General features: G+C 72.8%; 15 protein-coding genes. 9 read left to right on the forward strand and 6 right to left on the reverse strand.

Annotated elements, in window-relative coordinates; translation table 11 throughout:
- Positions 1-10: 10 nt before the first annotated feature.
- From ACWPXV_RS04580 to ACWPXV_RS04610, 7 genes are all read left to right on the forward strand, one after another.
- A complete protein-coding gene (locus tag ACWPXV_RS04580; protein ID WP_454084334.1) occupies positions 11-628 on the forward strand; it encodes an alpha/beta hydrolase family protein in 618 nt (205 codons plus the stop codon).
- A 58-nt stretch (positions 629-686) separates the two neighbouring features.
- The gene (locus ACWPXV_RS04585; RefSeq protein WP_454084116.1) at positions 687-1,355 is read left to right on the forward strand and encodes a DsbA family oxidoreductase; all 669 of its coding nucleotides are present in this window, start codon (positions 687-689) and stop codon (positions 1,353-1,355) included.
- Positions 1,356-1,386: 31 nt separating this feature from the next.
- Entirely contained in the window at positions 1,387-2,340 is a 954-nt protein-coding gene (locus tag ACWPXV_RS04590) for a TIGR03557 family F420-dependent LLM class oxidoreductase (protein WP_454084117.1), read from the forward strand.
- Positions 2,341-2,586: 246 nt separating this feature from the next.
- Positions 2,587-4,038 (forward strand): DUF3375 domain-containing protein, encoded by a 1,452-nt coding sequence (locus ACWPXV_RS04595; protein WP_454084118.1) that lies wholly within the window; start codon positions 2,587-2,589, stop codon positions 4,036-4,038.
- Positions 4,035-4,730 carry a DUF4194 domain-containing protein gene (locus ACWPXV_RS04600; RefSeq protein WP_454084119.1) on the forward strand — a complete coding sequence of 232 codons (696 nt, stop codon included), beginning with the start codon at positions 4,035-4,037 and terminating at the stop codon, positions 4,728-4,730. The genes ACWPXV_RS04595 and ACWPXV_RS04600 overlap by 4 nt, the downstream gene beginning before the upstream one ends.
- Positions 4,727-8,086 (forward strand): ATP-binding protein, encoded by a 3,360-nt coding sequence (locus ACWPXV_RS04605; protein ID WP_454084120.1) that lies wholly within the window; start codon positions 4,727-4,729, stop codon positions 8,084-8,086. Before ACWPXV_RS04600 ends, ACWPXV_RS04605 begins: the two co-directional genes overlap by 4 nt.
- Positions 8,083-9,243, forward strand: a complete 1,161-nt coding sequence (locus ACWPXV_RS04610) for a Wadjet anti-phage system protein JetD domain-containing protein (protein ID WP_454084121.1) — start codon at positions 8,083-8,085, stop codon at positions 9,241-9,243. Before ACWPXV_RS04605 ends, ACWPXV_RS04610 begins: the two co-directional genes overlap by 4 nt.
- Positions 9,244-9,253: 10 nt before the next feature.
- Here the strand turns inward: ACWPXV_RS04610 and ACWPXV_RS04615 are convergent, their stop codons facing one another.
- From ACWPXV_RS04615 to ACWPXV_RS04625, 3 genes are all read right to left on the reverse strand, one after another.
- A complete protein-coding gene (locus tag ACWPXV_RS04615; protein WP_454084122.1) occupies positions 9,254-9,769 on the reverse strand; it encodes a Uma2 family endonuclease in 516 nt (171 codons plus the stop codon).
- A 167-nt stretch (positions 9,770-9,936) separates the two neighbouring features.
- Positions 9,937-10,413, reverse strand: coding sequence for a hypothetical protein (locus tag ACWPXV_RS04620; protein ID WP_454084123.1), 477 nt, complete (start codon positions 10,411-10,413; stop codon positions 9,937-9,939).
- A 104-nt stretch (positions 10,414-10,517) separates the two neighbouring features.
- Positions 10,518-12,368, reverse strand: a complete 1,851-nt coding sequence (locus tag ACWPXV_RS04625; protein ID WP_454084124.1) for a stealth family protein — start codon at positions 12,366-12,368, stop codon at positions 10,518-10,520.
- Positions 12,369-12,678: 310 nt separating this feature from the next.
- Between ACWPXV_RS04625 and ACWPXV_RS04630 the strand changes: the two genes are divergently transcribed.
- A complete protein-coding gene (locus ACWPXV_RS04630; protein WP_454084125.1) occupies positions 12,679-13,578 on the forward strand; it encodes a cytochrome b/b6 domain-containing protein in 900 nt (299 codons plus the stop codon).
- On the opposite strand, the gene ACWPXV_RS04635 is transcribed toward ACWPXV_RS04630, so the two are convergent.
- Complete coding sequence (locus tag ACWPXV_RS04635) at positions 13,568-14,215, reverse strand: VOC family protein (RefSeq protein ID WP_454084126.1); 648 nt, start codon at positions 14,213-14,215, stop codon at positions 13,568-13,570. The genes ACWPXV_RS04630 and ACWPXV_RS04635 overlap by 11 nt on opposite strands.
- Before the next feature lie 34 nt (positions 14,216-14,249).
- Between ACWPXV_RS04635 and ACWPXV_RS04640 the strand changes: the two genes are divergently transcribed.
- Positions 14,250-14,942 carry an SDR family oxidoreductase gene (locus ACWPXV_RS04640; protein ID WP_454084127.1) on the forward strand — a complete coding sequence of 231 codons (693 nt, stop codon included), beginning with the start codon at positions 14,250-14,252 and terminating at the stop codon, positions 14,940-14,942.
- Here the strand turns inward: ACWPXV_RS04640 and ACWPXV_RS04645 are convergent.
- Both ACWPXV_RS04645 and ACWPXV_RS04650 read right to left on the reverse strand, forming a co-directional pair.
- Positions 14,923-15,897: an ABC transporter substrate-binding protein gene (locus ACWPXV_RS04645; protein ID WP_454084128.1), complete on the reverse strand. Its 975-nt coding sequence runs from the start codon at positions 15,895-15,897 to the stop codon at positions 14,923-14,925. The genes ACWPXV_RS04640 and ACWPXV_RS04645 overlap by 20 nt on opposite strands.
- Positions 15,898-15,907: 10 nt before the next feature.
- Entirely contained in the window at positions 15,908-16,714 is an 807-nt protein-coding gene (locus ACWPXV_RS04650) for an ABC transporter ATP-binding protein (RefSeq protein WP_454084129.1), read from the reverse strand.

Raw genomic sequence — 16,714 nt, forward strand, 5'->3', positions numbered from 1 at the left:
CGATCGGACGGTGAGCGGCGAGACCCTCGAGATCGAGACGACGCACGGGCCGGCGCGGGTGCACCTGCACCGCGCCCCGGACGCCCGCGGGCTGCTCGTGCTCGGGCACGGGGCCGGGGGCGGGGTCGAGGCGCCGGACCTGCGCACCGCGACCACGGTCGCGACCGAGCTCGGCTGGGCCGTCGCGCTCGTCGAGCAGCCCTACCGGGTGGCCGGCCGCCGGGCGCCCGCGCCCGCGACGCAGCTCGACGCCGCGTGGACCGACGTCGTCCGCCACCTGCTCGACGGCCCCGGCGCGGGCCTGCCGCTCGTCGTCGGCGGACGCTCCTCGGGGGCGCGGGTCGCGTGCCGCACGGCCCAGCCGCTCAGCGCCGTCGGCGTCCTGTGCCTGGCCTTCCCGCTCCAGCCGCCGGGCAAGGCGGAGCGGCCCAGCCGCCTGCCTGAGCTCGACGGCGCGGGCGTGCCGACGCTCGTCGTCCAGGGCGAGCGTGACGCCTTCGGGATGCCGCCGGAGGGACCGGGCCGCAGCGTCGTCGTCGTCGCCGGGGACCACAGCCTCAAGAAGGACCAGCCCGCCATCGGTGAGGCCGTCCGCACCTGGCTGACCGGGCTCGCGCCGTCGTCGTGAGATGCCCGCTCGCCCGCCTCGGGTGAGACTCGTCGGGAAGCCGACGGAAGGACGTGCCATGCCCATCCACGTGGAGCCGGGGACGATCGTGCTCTACTCGGACGTCGCCTGCGGGTGGGCCACCCTGGCCCTGCACCGCTTCTACGCGGCCCGCGCCGAGGCGGGGCTGGAGGAGGAGGTGCGGGTGGACCACCGCCTCTTCCTCCTCGAGGACGTCAACGCCTTCCCGCTGCCGCTCGACTTCGTCTCCGGCGAGGTGCCCGTCTTCGCCGAGCTCGCCCCCGACTTCGGCTTCCGGACGTGGCAGGGCAAGGAGTCGGAGTGGCCCGTCACCACCCTGCTCGCCAACGAGGCCGTCCACGCCGCGAAGGCGCAGGGCCCCGCCGCCTCGGAGGAGCTCGACCTCGCGCTGCGGCGGGCGCTGTTCGCCGAGAGCCGCACGGTGAGCATGCTCTACGAGATCATCGACGTCGCCGGGTCCTGCCCCTCCGTGGACGCCCACGCGCTGCGGGAGGCGCTCGACGACGGCCGGGCGCGCGGGCCGATGATGCGCGACTACCGCACCCACCGCGAGGACGTGCAGGGCAGCCCGCACTTCTTCCTCGCCGACGGCTCCGACGTCCACAACCCCGGGATCGAGTTCCACCTCGAGGACGAGGTTCCCGTCGTCGACAGCGACGACACCGGCGCCATGGCCGCGCTCGTGCGGCGCGCCGCCGGCCACTGACCAGCCCGAACCACCCGCGAAGGAGACCGTCATGAAGCTCGGCTACAAGCTCGCCGCCGAGGCCTACGGGCCCCAGGAGCTCATCCGCCAGGCCGTCCGCGCCGAGGAGGTCGGCTACGACTTCGTCGAGATCAGCGACCACTTCCACCCCTGGCTCGACAACCAGGGCCACAGCCCCTTCGCGTGGTCGGTCCTCGCCGCCATCGCCGCGCGCACCGAGCACATCGGCCTCGTCACCGGCGTCACCTGCCCGACCTTCCGCTACCACCCGGCGGTGATCGCGCAGGCCGCGGCGACGACGGCGCTCATCTCCGACGGCCGCTTCACCCTCGGTCTCGGCTCGGGCGAGCGGCTCAACGAGCACGTCGTCGGCAAGCCGTGGCCCTCCGCGACGGTGCGTCAGGACATGCTGCGCGAGGCGCTGGAGATCATCCGGCTGCTGTGGCAGGGCGGCTACCAGAGCTACGACGGGCGCTACCTCCAGCTCGAGGACGCGCGCATCTTCGACCTGCCCGAGGAGCTGCCGCGCATCGCCGTCGCCGGCGGTGGGCCGCAGGCTGCCCGATTGGCGGGGGAGCTCGCCGACGGCCTCTTCGTCACCGAGCCCGACCCCTCCCTCATCGAGGCCTTCCATGGCGCCGGAGGGGACGGCCCGCTCTACGCCGAGGCGCCGCTCGCCTACGCCGCCACCGAGGACGAGGCCGCCGCGCACGCCCTGGAGACCAGCCGCTGGGCGCTCACCGGGTGGAAGGTGATGTCCGAGCTGCCCAACCCGGTGAACTTCGACGCCGCCGCGGCGACGGTCCGGGAGGAGGACGTGCGCGAGCAGTTCGCCTGCGGTCCAGACGTCGAGCGGCACCTCGCGACGATCCGGCAGTTCACCGACGCGGGCTACGACCACGTCGTGACGATGAACGTCGGCCCGGACCCGGACGCGTTCCTCGACTTCTTCGGCTCCGAGCTGCGGCCGCGGCTGCTGGGCTGACCGAGGGCAGCGGTGGTGACCATCGAGCCGCCTGACGGTCGCTCACCGTTGGAGCGGTTGCTCGCTGAAGGACGGGTGGAACCGCCCTTGAGCCCCCGTCCGGCGCTTCCCGCGCCGAGGCAGCACGGGAGGTCCGCCGTCGAGCTCGTCGACGAGAGCCGCGGCGAGCGGTAGGAGTGCGTCGAGGCTGCTCACCGATGTCTGAGCTTTGCCGCACTGTCGGACCGGCTGGGTAGAGTCGCAGCCGTGAGCACGCTGAGCACGGCGCTCGCGGCACAGCGCCTGAGTGCCGACCACCCCGCCTGGGTCTTCCTGCGCGCGCAGCACGCTGCCCCCGCCATCGCGATCCTCGGCGAGCACCTGGGCGGCGAGGACAAGCGCCTGGCTGCCCCGGTGCTCTTCAGCAAGGTGGACGAGGACCTCGCGGTGCTGCGCGACCACGGCTTCGAGCTGCCGCAGACGGCCCAGTACTACTGTGCCGCGTGGCGCGACGCCGGGTTCCTCGTCCGCCGGGCGGCGGAGAGCACCCGCGAGGAGGTCTTCGAGCTCTCCGAGGGAGCGCTGACCGCGATCCGTTTCGTCAGCCAGCTCGCCGACCGCCGGCAGACCGTCACCGAGTCCCGCCTCAGCACGATCCTCGCGCAGGTCCGTGAGCTCGCCGTGGAGACCGACCCGGACGCCACCAGCCGCCTGCGGGCGCTCCGTGAGCAGCGTGACCGGCTCGACGCCGAGATCGAGCGCGTCGCGGCCGGGGACTTCGAGATCCTCGACGCCGACCGCGCACTGGAGCGCGCCCGCGACGTCCTCGCCCTCGCCGAGGAGCTGCCTGCTGACTTCGCGCGCGTGCGCACCGAGATGGAGCAGCTCAACCGGTCCCTTCGCGAGAAGCTCGTCGAGCAGGAGCTGTCCCGCGGCGCAGTCCTGGAGGACGTCTTCCGGGGTGTGGATCACCTCGCCTCCTCCGACGCCGGGCGCACCTTCGCCGGGTTCTACTCCCTCATCCTCGACCCTGTCCGCAGCGCCGAGCTCGAGGACCACGTCTCCGCGGTGCTCGAGCGCTCCTTCGCCGGGGCGCTGACGCCACAGCAGGCACGCCGGCTGCGACGGCTGCTGCCCAGCCTGCAGGATGCGAGCGGTGAGATTCACGAGGTCATGACCGCTTTCTCGCGCAGCCTCCGCCGCTTCGTCCAGAGCCAGGAGCTGCAGGAGGACCGCCGGATCCACCGCCTGCTGCGCCAGACGCTGCGCACCGCAATGGACCTCAGCGGTCACGTCCGCCCCTTTCACCATGTCGGCGTCGACCTCGACCTCACCTCCGTCCCCCTGGACTCCGTGGCTGTGCTCCGCCTTCACAACCCGGCCGACTCGGAGGTCACCGAGGACGTGACGACCGTCGAGCCCGCCCCCGTGGACGTCGCGGCCTTGCGTGACGCCGTCCGTGTCTCCGAGATCGACGTCAAGGAGCTCGTCGAGAACGTCAACGCCGTTCTGGCCGAGCATGGACCATCGACGATCGGCGAGGTGCTCGTCGCCCGGCCGGCCACCCAGGGAGTGGCCAGCGTCGTCGGCCTGCTCGTCCTCGCCGAGAAGCACGGCACCGAGGTCGGCGGTGAGGAGCGCGTCGCGTGGACCTCGAGCGGTGGGGTCGCCCGCAGCGGTACCGTGCCCGTCCACCTCTTCACCTCTGAGGTCGCATGAGCGAGATGATCGAACCGATGACCCAGCCCGACCCCACGGCCGGCGCGCCGCCCGGCGCGCTCTGGGACGGCGACACCGGCACGCTGCACCTGGCTTCGCGCCGGGCGCTCGTCCAGCTGCTCCGCGGCCCGTACCTCGCGGCCCGCCGTCACCCGCAGCTGTGGAGCGCGCTGCTCGGTGACGAGCAGCCGATCCGCTCCCGGCTTGCGGACCTGTTCCTCGAGCTCGTCCTCGACACCGAGGCGGAGGTCGCCTTCGTCCGCAACGCCGAGCCAGACGGCGTCGAGGCGCCGCGTGTCGTCCGCGCCGCCGCGATGACCTTCATGGACACCGCCATGGTGCTGCACCTTCGCCAGCTGCTCCTCCAGGCGGGCAGCGGTGAGCGGGTGATCGTCGGCGCAGACGAGGTGGCCGACCAGCTTCAGGTCTACCGCGGCCGTGACGACGCTGATCCCGCCGGCTTCGCCAAGCGGATCAACGCCTCCTGGACCAAGCTCGAGAAGTACGGGATCCTCCAGCGCACGAGCACCGAGGGGCGCGTCGAGATCTCTCCTGTCCTGCGCCTCGTCTTCGGGGCCGAGGAGATTGCCGCCGTGCAGAGCGAGTTCGAGCGCCTCCTCACCCGCCACGACGACGACGGCGCACGAGTGTCCGTGGAGCCCGCACCCGAGCAGCAGGGGACGTCCGAATGACCACCCACCGAGGGCAGTGGCGCCTGGAGCGCATCGAGGTCGTCAACTGGGGCACTTTCCACGGGCACCACCGCATCGACGTCCCGCGCAAGGGCTTCCTCCTCACCGGCCACTCCGGCTCGGGCAAGTCGTCCCTGGTCGACGCGGTCGCGGCGGTCCTCGTGCCGCGTGCGAAGCTGCGTTTCAACGCCGCGGCCGCCGACGGTGCGGCTCGGCGCGCCGACCGCACCACGGTCAGCTACGTCCGCGGTGCCTGGCGCCGGCACGCGGATGAGGAGACGGGCGAGGTGGTGAGTGACTACCTGCGCCGCGGCGCTACGTGGAGCGGCATCCTCCTGCAGTACGGCAACGGCACCGGCAAGGTGGTGACCCTGGTCAAGCTCTACCACCTGCGGCGGGGCGCGAGCAGCGCCGCGGACGCCTCCGAGCTCCATCTGCTGCACCAGGAGCCCGTCGACCTCCTCGAGCTCAAGGCCTACGTCGAGAACGGCCTGGACGTGCGCCGCATCAAGGCGGCCTGGCCGCGGGCCGTGGTCACCGACCGGCACTCCGTCTTCGCCGCCCGGTTCTGCCGACTCCTGGGCATCTCGGGGGAGAACGCCCTCGTCCTCCTCCACAAGACCCAGGGCGCCAAGAGCCTCGACAACCTCGACGACCTCTTCCGCACGTTCATGCTCGACGAGCCGCGCACCCGCGCACTGGCGCAGACCGCCGTCGAGCAGTTCGCCGAGCTGGCCCAGGCCCACGCGCACGTCGTGGAGGCACGGACCCAGGTGGAGCTGCTCGGCCCGCTCGTGGAGCATGCCGCGCAGTACGACGAGCACGTCGCCGCCGTGGAGCAGACGCGTGCGTTGGGGGCCGCGCTGGAGCCCTTCCGCGACACGTGGAAGCGTGCCCTCGCCCAGGAGGCCCGCGACCAGGCCGCCGCAGAGCTGGGCACAGCAGAGCACGACCTCGCGTCGACCGTTGCCGCTACCGGGAGGGCACAGGCGGCCGTGGACGTCGCTCGCCGAGTCGTCGCGGATCGCGGTGGCAGCGCGCTGGAGCTCCAGCGCCTGACGGTCGAGAGCGGCGAGCAGCGCCTCGCCGCTGCCGTCGCCGCTCGTGACCAGCTCGCCGGTGACCTCCAGAGGGTGGGCGTCGCCATGCCGACGAGCTTCGCCGAGTTCGAGGAGCTGCGGGCTACGGCGCGGGCCGACGCGGACCGTGAGGACGAGGCCGCTGCCCGCCGGCGGGAGCAGGCACACGCGCTCCACGACGCAGCGGCTGATCTGCGACGGCGCGAGGCTGCCCTCAAGACCGAGCTGGCGGCCCTGCACGGCGTGCGCTCCAACCTCGGTGCCCGGCGCCTCGCGGCCCGCGCGCTCATCTGCCGAGAGACCGGCCTGTCGCCGGCCACGCTGCCCTTTGCGGGAGAGCTGCTCCAGGTCCGGGCCGAGCACGCCGACTGGACCGGTGCCGCCGAGCGGGTGCTGCACCCGCTCGCCACCGTCCTGCTCGTGCCGGCGACGCACCGGGACGCCGTCGTCGCGGCGGCCGACGCCCACCACCTCGGCACGCGTCTGTCGATGGAGAGCGTGCCCGCGCGGGTGGACCCACCGCGCCCCGTCCGCACGGAGCTGTCCCTCGTGCACCGGGTCGAAGTGGCAGACGGCCCGATGGCGGCCTGGCTGCACGCCACCCTCGCCGCCTCTTACGACTACGCCTGCGTCGAGCACCCGGCCGAGCTCCACGCCCACGACCGCGCCGTCACCCGCGCTGGCCAGGTCAAGCGCGGTCGGACGCGGTACGAGAAGGATGACCGCTCGCGGGTGGACGATCGTTCCCGTTGGGTCCTCGGCTTCGACAACGCGGCGAAGATGGACCTCTTCCTCGACGAGCTGCGCGCGGTCAAGGACGAGCTCGTTGCCCACGAGGAGCGGCTCGGAGGGCTGGACAGGGAGCAGCGGTCAGCCGGGGACCGCGCCTTCATGCTGCGCGGCCTGGAGCAGCGGGACTGGTCGACCATGGACGTCGCGGCGGCCCGGTCCGCGCTGGACCGTAGCCGCGCCGCACTCGAGGAGCTGCGCCGGGGCAACAGCGACCTCCAGGCCGCCGAGCTCGAGGCGGCGCGCGCAGAGCACGTCCTCGTCCAGGCGCGGGAGGCGGAGCAGGAGCGGCGCGACGCCGTCGCCGCGGTCCGCGCGCACCTGCGCGACCTCGAGAAGGTCCTCGCCGAGACCGAGGACTCCTCCACGGCCGTCCCGGTCGCCCATCAGGAGGAGCTCGAGCGCCGCTTCCACGCGGCCCGAACCCGTCGCACCGTCACCTACGACACCATCGACCGGGTGGCGAACACCGTGACACGCGAGCTCGTCGAGGAACGTGACGCCGCACAGGCCGCCGCCCGGCGAGCCGAGGACGCCATCACCGCCGTGGTGCGGGACTTCCGTGGCCGGTGGCCGGCCCTCGCCGGGGACCTCACCGCCGAGGTCGGGGACCGGAGCGGCTACCTCGAGATCCTCGGCCGCCTGCGCGCTGACCGGCTGCCCGAGTTCGAGGACCGCTTCTTCGAGCTGCTCGAGCAGCAGTCGCAGCGGAACGTCGTTCAGCTCGCCAACGAGATCCGCCGAGCGCCGCAGGAGATCCGCGACCGGATCGCCCCGGTCAACGCCTCCCTGCGCCGCTCGCACTTCGACGTGGGGCGCTTCCTCGAGATCAAGGTGACCGACAACCGTTCGGCGGTCGCCAAGGAGTTTCTCCAGGACCTCGCCACCATCACGACAGGGTCTTGGGGAATGCGTGACCGCGACGAGGCGGAGGCCGCCTTCGCGGTGATGTCCAGGGTCATGCGGAGGCTCGCCTCCTCGGAGCACGGTGACCGGACGTGGCAGGAGCTGTGCCTGGACACCCGCCGGCACGTTCGCTTCGTCGCCCACGAGATCGATGCCGACCGCCAGGTGCTCGCAGTTCACGACTCCGGGTCAGGCCTGTCCGGCGGGCAGAAGCAGAAGCTCGTCGTGTTCTGCCTCGCGGCGGCACTGCGCTACCAGCTTGCCGAGGACGGACAGGAGCTGCCGAGCTACGGCACCGTCGTCATGGACGAGGCCTTCGACAAGGCCGACACCTCCTTCACCCGGATGGCGATGGACATCTTCGCGGAGTTCGGCTTCCACATGATCCTCGCGACGCCGCTCAAGCTTCTGCAGACTCTGGAGGACTACGTCGGTGGGATCGGGCTGGCCACCTGCCCGGACCACCGCCACTCCTCGGTCGCCACGGTCTCCATCGGCGAGATGACCGGTGCGGCTTCTACAGACGCGGAGGGTGTGGAGGAGATGCCCGCCGAGCCGGCCCCCCTGCCGCTCGAGCTGTGATCACTGTGTCCGAGGCCCGGGAGCGGGCCCGCATCCGGTACGAGCGCTCATACGCCACGTGGGCAGTCGCGGCCGCGATGGGAGAGGAGGACGCCGTCGGGCTCGACATTCCGCTCCACCCGCCCGTCGAGCGGGTCGCCCTCGGCGATCCCGGCGCCGCGGCGGAGTGGGTCGCCACCTGGCGGCAGACCGGCGTCGTGCGGGTGGTCTGGGAGGAGCGTCGGTGGCCAAGCCTGGGAACCCAACAGGTCCCCGTCCGCCTCACGGTGACCGATGCCGCGGAGCTCGCCGCCTTCGCCGGGCGCCAGGCGCACTGGCGGGTGGTGGCCTCGCGCGTCGCCGGTGTGGTGGAGGAGTGGCGCGGCCGCACGACCGACGGCGGTGAGGCACTCGCCCGGGCACTGCGCACCAGCGCCGGGACACTGGCAGCCCTCCCGCAGGCGGACACCGACCGGCTGCGCGAGGTGCTGCGCTGGCTCGTCGACCACCCCTCCTCAGGGGCGTACATCCGGCAGCTGCCGGTGCGCGGCGTGGACACCAAGTGGACCCAGCGGCACCGCGGGCTGGTCACGGGGCTGCACCGGGCCATCACCGGCCGGCCGGACCTTGGTCTCGCCTCGCCACCGGAACTCGTCCGGGTGCGCTTTCTCGACGTCGGCCTGGGACCCGGCGGACTGAGCGACGTGAGCGCGCCCGTGGAAGAGCTCGCTCGGCTCACCGTGATCCCGCATGCGGTGCTCGTCGTCGAGAACCTCGAGACCCTGGTGGCGCTGCCGTCGCTGCCTGGCGTCGTCGTCGTCCACGGCTCGGGGCACGCGGTGGACAGGCTCGCCAGGGTCGGGTGGGTCACCGAGTCGCGGCTGCTGTACTGGGGAGACCTCGACAGTCACGGCTTCGCGATCCTCGACCGCTTCCGCAGCCACTGCCCGCAGGTGGAGTCCGTGCTGATGGACCGGCCCACGCTCGAGAGTCACCGTGACCTCTGGGTGCCCGAGCCGAAGCCCACCCGGGCGTCGCTCGCGCGGCTCACCGCTGAGGAGGATGCCACCCTCGCGCTGCTGCGGGAGGAGGGCGACGTGCGCCTGGAGCAGGAGCGCCTCGACCTCGACGCGAGCGTCGACGCGCTGAGAGCCGCCCTCGCCGAGATGGAAGCCTGACCGAGGCGTCTCAGGGCGCGGGGCGGACCAGCTCGGCCGGCACGACGTCGACCGGGAAGGGAGTGGCGAGAGCCGCTCGCTCCGCCGCGCGCGCGTGCGCCGTCGTGACGTAGGCACCCTCCTGGAGGTCCAGCGCCAGCAGCGACGGCTCGGCCGGGTCGACGACCCAGTACGACCGGACCCCGCTCTCCTCGTACTTCGAGCGCTTGAGCAGGAGGTCCTTGCGGCGGGTGGACGGGGAGAGGACCTCGACGGCGAGGACGAGTGGCGCGGTGATGTTCTGCGTCGCGACGTCCTCGTTGCGGACGACGAGCAGGTCGGGCTGCTGCGAGGTGCGCCGGTCCGGTCTCCAGTCGACGGGGGAGAGGAAGACCTCGTACCCGGCGGGGCAGGCGGCGCGGAGGACGATGTAGAGGTTGGGATCGCTCGTTGGTGCGCCAGCACGGGTGCCGGTGTCACGAGCAGCAGCCCGTCGAGCAGCTCGTACTGGAGGCCGTCGTCGGGGAGCCGATCGGGTTCTCCACACCCGGGCGGTGCAGGGCAGCGCCGTGCGCGGCTGTGGAGTACCGGGGCCGTCGCTGATCTGCGCACAAGTCCGCGACACGCGCGCGACACGCCGGGACAGCTGTCGCTCAGGGCGGGTGCCGCGGGACTTCGGTGCAGATCAGCAGCACTCGCGACGGCGGCAGACCCTCAGGGCTCGACGTCGTCCGCGTCCTCGGCCCCCGCGGCGGCGAGCACCCGCTCACCCAGTGCCGTCTCGAGACTCTCGAGGAGGAGGTAGACGACCCCGGCGAGGAAGGGCGCCAGCGCCCACACGGCCGAGTGGGACATGAGCGTGCCGGCGAGCCAGGTCGCCCCGAGGCCGCCGAGGACCGACACGATGTTGAGGCTCGTGCCGACGGCCAGGACGTGGCTGCGGTGCTGCGGCATGGGCCGCCGGAAACCGCGGGAGAGGACCGCCTCGAGGAGGGTGAAGGACAGCACCGCGCCGGTGGCGAAGAGGAAGAGCATCCCGGCGTCGGGCGTGCCCTCGGTCGCCTGGAGCATCCCGAAGCTCACGGTGACGAGGATCGAGAAGCCGAACGTCGTGCTCTCCCGGCCGACCGTGCTCCGCAACCCGCGCACCACCGTGCTGCTGCTCCGCCCGTCCTCGTCGTCCTTCGCCATCCCGTGCTCCTTCCCGTCGACCGTTGCGGCTGACGGCAGGCTCGCACCGATCACGCCGTGCCGCTCGCCGGCTGCACAGGCCGTGGGGAGTCGGCCGGACGGGGCTAGGCGACCTGCGCCGTCGTCAGCGGCTGCTCAAGCGGGGAACCGGTGCCCACCGGCAGCTCGAAGGTGCACGCCACCGGGTAGTACCTCTCGAGGAAGTCGCCGAGGAGCTCACCGCGGCCCACCTCGCCGACGGCGGGGGAGTCGTTGAGGCAGAAGACGTCGAACTCCCGGCGCCGCAGCAGCCGGCGCAGCCGGGTGGCAGCACGCGGGTGGGCGAGGTCGAGGTAGAGGTACGCCAGGCGCCCCGGCACGGACCTGCCCAGCGCGTAGGCGTAGTAGTGGTGCAGCGCCGAGCTGATCGACAGGTCGTCCGGGTGGCGGAAGGTCGAGGCCGCGACCTGGGCGAACAGCTCCGGGTGCTCGGTCTCCATGTGCTGCAGCACCGAACGCAGCTGCGGGTGGGGCGTGTGCTGGAACAGGTGGGTCACCTGCCGGCCGAAGACCTCACCGATGAGGGCGCGGTTGTTCTTCGCCGCGCTCGTCACGGGGGACTCGTCCGGCTGGTGCCCGCGCGCGTCCATGAGGGCGGAGGACGTGAAGAACTTGGCCAGGCCGTTGCCGTGGAAGAACAGGCTCGGTGAGACGGGCCGGCCGAAGAACACGTCGTCGTTGAGGTAGAGGTACTGCTCGGCGAGGCCCGGGATGTGGTGCAGCTGGGACTCGATGGCGTGGGAGTTGAACACCGGCAGGACGCCCGGGTCGGTGAAGATGTCGCGATGGTCCACGACGCGCACCCGGGGGTGGTCGGTGTCGAGCCAGTCCGGCACCTGCCCGGCCGTGACGATGTGGACGCGGCGCACCCACGGGGCGTACATCTCGAGCGAGCGCAGCGAGTAGCGCAGCTCGTCCTGGGAGCGGAACCGCGCCGTGTGCGTCGCCTCGTGGGTGTGGCGCTGGTCCGCGGGCACACCGAGGGCGGCGAGCCGGGCGGCGTTCCACTCCGGGTCGTCACCGTCCACCCACGTGTAGACGACGTCGATCGGGCCGGTGGGCTCGAACAGGTGCGGCAGCGGGCCGACGTCGACCGACCCGGTCGCGGTGGCCTCCCGCCACTGCGCGGCGGTCAGGTGCGTGGTCCACGCCTGGCGCCGCGGGGCGACGAGGGTGCCGTCGGTCTCCGAGGGGAGCTCCCCGGGCCCGGTGGGCGTGGAGACCGTCTCCGGCCACGTCTCGACGTCGACACCCACCTCCGGCCCCATGAGCGGGCGCGCCGGCCCGGGGACGTCGCGGAAGACCCGGAACCCGTCACGGCTGGTGACGGCCCGGGCGAGGCGGCGGGCGCTGAGAGCGCGGGGACGCGCCCCGCGTGCGTCGAGCGGCACGACGCGCCAGGTGCCGTCCAGGCCCGCGGCGAGGGCGGCGGCGGCCCGCGCGCGGTCGCTGCGACGGACGACGACGGCGGCCGGCTTGCCCGCACCCGCGGGCATGACGGTCGCGCCGACCCCGGCCGCGCGAAGCACCGCGAGGACCTGCTCGCGGCGCGTGGCCTCCTCGGTCGCGCTGTCGTAGCGGGCGACGTCGGCCGGCCCGTGGGCGCGGCCGCGCGCCGCCTCGCGGGCGAGGGGACGCAGCTGCGCGCCGGTCCGGGGGCCGAGCGTCTGGGCCCGGGCGACCCGGCGCGCGAGCCCGGTGCTCAGGCGGCGGGGGAGGGCGGAGACGACGCGGCTGCCGAGCACGGCGGCCCGGTCACGAGCGCGCTCCCGGCGCGAGACGGTGTCGCGGTAGAGCAGCAGCTCGTTGCCGACGGCGTCCACGGTGTGCTTGAGCTCGTGGGCGCCGGGACGGCCGTGGTCCTCCACGACGAAGGACGGGTCGAATCCGGCGAGTGCTCGGGTACGTCGGGGCACGGGAACCGCCTCTCTTGTTGTCAGTGCGCGCGGTGAGCTCTGCCCGTCGGGCGAGCTCGAACCGCGGCGCGGTGCAGGGGCCGGGCGGTGGGTCCGCGCGGGACGCCGGGCGACCGCGCGCTCCTCGTGCTGCGGGTCCGCTCCGTGCCGGCCGTCGCCGGCTGGTGCCGGCGGGGAAAAGATCAGTATAGCCCCACGGACTGGTCAAGCCTCGGTACGGCGTCGTCGTCCGGGCGGAGAGTCGTGCTGCCCGTAGGCTGTGGGACGGGCTCGGGAGCCCCTGGCCGGTCAGTCGTGGAATGGGTGAGGCATGTCGTCAAAGGGTGCTGCGCGCAGCCGGGGTCAGCAGCTGGCGTGGATGGTTCCGGCGGCGCTGGTGGCGCTCGTCGTCGTCGTGCTCGTGGCGCGCTGGCTACGTGAGCTGCCGGCAGTGGCGGGCTTCGTCACCGACTACCCGGGCACCACCGAGCTGCCGGAGGCGGCGCCGGTCGGGCTGCCCGCGTGGGTGGGCTGGCAGCACTTCCTCAACGCCTTCCTCCTCGTCTTCATCGTCCGCAGCGGCTGGCTCATCCGCACCACCCAGCGCCCCAAGGGCCACTGGCAGCCGAAGAAGGCCGCCCGCGGGAGGAAGCCGGTGCGCATCAGCCTCAACCTGTGGCTGCACCTCGCCGCGGACCTCCTGTGGGTGCTCAACGGCCTCGTCTTCGTCGTCCTCATCATCGTGACGGGGCACTGGATGCGGCTCGTCCCGACGAGCTGGGACGTCTTCCCGCACGCCCTGTCCGTCGGGATCCAGTACCTGTCGCTGGACTGGCCGGCCCACGGCAGCTGGGTGAACTACAACGCGCTGCAGGTGCTGTCGTACTTCGTCACCGTGTTCATCGCGGCGCCGCTCGCCCTGATCACCGGCCTGCGGATGTCGCCGGTGTGGCCGGCGAGCTGGCGCTTCGTGCCGATGAGCCTGGCGCGTGCGCTGCACTTCCCGCTCATGGTGTACTTCGTCGCCTTCACCGTCGTCCACGTGACCCTCGTGCTGGCCACGGACGCGCAGGGCAACCTCAACCACATGTTCGCGGCCCGCAACGACGGCAGCTGGCTCGGCCTCGTCTACTTCGGCATCGCGCTCGCGCTCATGGTGGCCGCCTGGGTGGTGGCCAAGCCGGTCTTCACCCAGCCCGTCGCCGCGCTCACCGGGAAGGTCACGCGGTAGCGAGGACCACCCGGCCGCGCGGGGTGTCGAGGACCGCGCGCAGCACGGCCCTCGGCCCCGCGGTCACCGTCAGCGGCGCGCCGAGCGCCGCGAGCATGCGGGTCGCCGCGGCGACGTCGGGGGCCTCCGCCGACAGCTCGAGCAGGCTGAGCGCAGGCAGGTCGCCCTCGGCGGGGTGCGGCGTGTCGCGCCAGTCGATGAGGAAGGGGCGGATGCCACCAGCGCCGGGCGTCATCCGCCAGCGCAGCAGCCGTCCGTCCGGGGTGGTGCGCTCGGTGGCCCTCACCTCACCGACGTCCACACCCGCGGCTGCCGCGTCCCGGACCGTCTCGTCGAGGTCGGCGGGGCGCACGGCCCAGGTGTGCAGGGAGGGCTCACGTACCTGCCCGACGCCGAGACCCACCCGGTCCGCGGGCAGGCCCTGCTCCGGGTCGGGTCCGATGACCTCGAGGTAGGTCCGGCGCTGACCGGTCGTGCCCGGCACGTCGAGGGCGAGCAGGTGGTTGGCGGTGCCGAGCCCCGGGTGGGAGCCGCCGCGCACGGCCTCGACGCCGGTGAGCCCGGCGAGGTGGGCGACGCCAACGGCGAGGTCCGGGACGGCCCACAGGAGGTGGTCGAGGGTGGCGGGGACGATCATGGTTCTCCTCCGGTCGTGCGTAGGCTGCTCATCGATGACTCCTGATCCTGCCCGCCGTGTCCTGGTGACCGGCGCCGCCCGCGGCATCGGCCGCGCCGTTGCCGACGCCCTCACCGACCACGAGCTCGTGCTGACCGTACGCCGCGCTGAGGACGTCGTGCGGCTCGAGACGGAGCTGCCGGGCGCTCGTGTGCTGCTCCTCGACCTCGCCGACGCGTCCGCGATCGCCGAGCGGGTTGCCGGCATCGAGGTGGACGCCGTCGTGCACTGCGCGGGCGTCGAGGGGGTGGCCCCGGCCGCCGAGCTCGACCCGGCCCGGCTCGCGGTGGTCCTGGCCGCGAACCTCGCCGGACCGGTCGAGCTCACCCGCGTGCTGCTGCCGGTGCTGCGTCGCCGCGGTGGGCACGTGGTGTTCGTCAGCTCCACCGCGGTGCTCGGTGCCTTCCCGGGCTGGGCCGCCTACGCGGCGTCCAAGGCCGCGCTGCGCGCGTACGCGGACACGCTGCGGGTGGAGGAGCCCGGTGTCCGGGTCACCAGCGTCCTGCCCGGCCGGACCGACACGGGGATGCAGCGCCGCATCCACGAGCAGGCCGGCCGGGACTTCGACCCGACGACGGCGATGGCGGCGGCCAGCGTGGCCGCCGCCATCCGGTCGGTGCTCACGGCGCCCGGGGACGTCGAGATCCCCGAGCTCGTCCTCACCCCGTTCACTCGCCCGGGCGGATGAAGATCTCCTCGTAGTTCGGCTCCTCGCTGATCATCCCGTGCTCGACTGCGGCCGCGGCGATCACCTTGACGCTCTCCTCGTCGAGCCCGGGGGCGAAGACGTGGAGGTTCGTCTCGTCGACGAGCTCGGCGTCGATCTGGAGGTTCTCGACGATCGTCTCGCGCACCCGGTCGGGGTTCTCCGTGGCGAACTCGTTCGAGCGGTCCATCGCGCGCTGGAACGACGCGACGATCTCCGGGTTCGCCTCCGCGAAGGCCCCGCTGGTGATGTAGTAGCCGATCGTCGTGTCCGGGAAGGACTCGACGAAGTTCGAGATGAGCGGGGTGAACCCGCGGCTCTCGGAGATCGCCCGGTGCGGCTCGACCGACCAGATCGCGTCGACGTCCCCGCGCTCGAGCGCGGCGGGCATGTCGGAGTAGTTCATCGGGGTGAACTCGACGGCCGAGGTGTCCACGCCGTTGTTCTCCAGGGCCACCTTGATGGTGAGGTCACCGAGGTTGTTCACGGAGTTCACCGCGATGTTCGCGCCCGCGAGGCCGGCGACGTCGGTGATCTCGCTGTCGGGCAGGACGAAGATGCGGGACGTGTCCGCCTCCGGGTCCGCCCCCACGGCGCAGCAGTTGGCGACGAACTTGACGTCGAGCCCCTGGTCGATGGCCTGGAGGTCGCTCACCGCGTTCGCGTAGCCGATAGGGCTCTCCTGGTTGACGACGGACGGGACGATGGCCGAGCCGGCCTCGGCGATGCGGACCTCGACGTCCAGGCCCTCCTCCTCGAAGAATCCCTCCTCGACGCCGAGGTGGAGCGGCCCGGCGTCCATCGTCGGGATCTGCATGACGGTGAGCGGGGTGAGGCCGTCCTCGCCGGCCTCGAGCTCGTCCCCGCCGCCGCCGCACGCGGCGAGGAGCAGGGCTGTGGTCGCCGCCAGGGCGAGGGTTGTCGTGCGCGCTCTCATGGTTCCTCCGTCAGATGACGTACTCGGGGCTGGTGGGTCCGTCCACGTCACGCACGCGGTTGCGGATCTCGGCGAAGACCTCGGAACGCAGCTGGCTGAAGCGCGGCAGCTCCTTGGTGGCGATCTGGTCCCGCTGGTGCGGCAGGTCGATGTCGACGACCGTCGTGATGCGGCTCGGGGACTTGGACACGACGGCGACGCGGTCGCTGAGGTAGACGGACTCGTCGACGTCGTGGGTGACGAAGACGACCGTCATGCCGAACTCCTCGCGGAGCGTGAGGACGAGGTCCTCGAGGTCGGCGCGGGTCTGGGCGTCGACCGACGCGAACGGCTCGTCCATGACGAGCACCTCGGGCCGGTAGGCGATGGCGCGGGCGATCGCCGCGCGCTGCTGCATGCCGCCGGAGAGCTCGCCGGGGTGCTTGCGTGCGGCGTCCCCGAGCCCGACGTCGGCGAGCGCCCGGGCGGTGCGCTCAGCGATCTCCGCCTTGGCGAGGCCCTGGGCCCGCAGCGGGAGGGCGACGTTCTTCTCGACGCTGTACCAGGGCAGCAGCGAGCGCGAGTAGTCCTGGAGGACGACGGCGAACTCGCGCGGCACGCCGCTCACCGCGCGTCCCTGGTACTCGACGGTCCCGGCCGTGGGCTCGAGCAGGCCGGTGAGGCAGCGCAGCAGCGTCGTCTTGCCCGCCCCCGAGGGGCCGACGATCGTGAAGAACTCGCCGGCGGCGACGTCGAAGGTGATGTCGTCCAGGGCGCGGAAGGAGCCGTAGTCCTTGGCGAGCCGGTCGACGTGGAGGATCGGTGGTGTCTGTGTCAT

It is taken from the genome of Georgenia sp. Marseille-Q6866 (assembly GCF_965111665.1).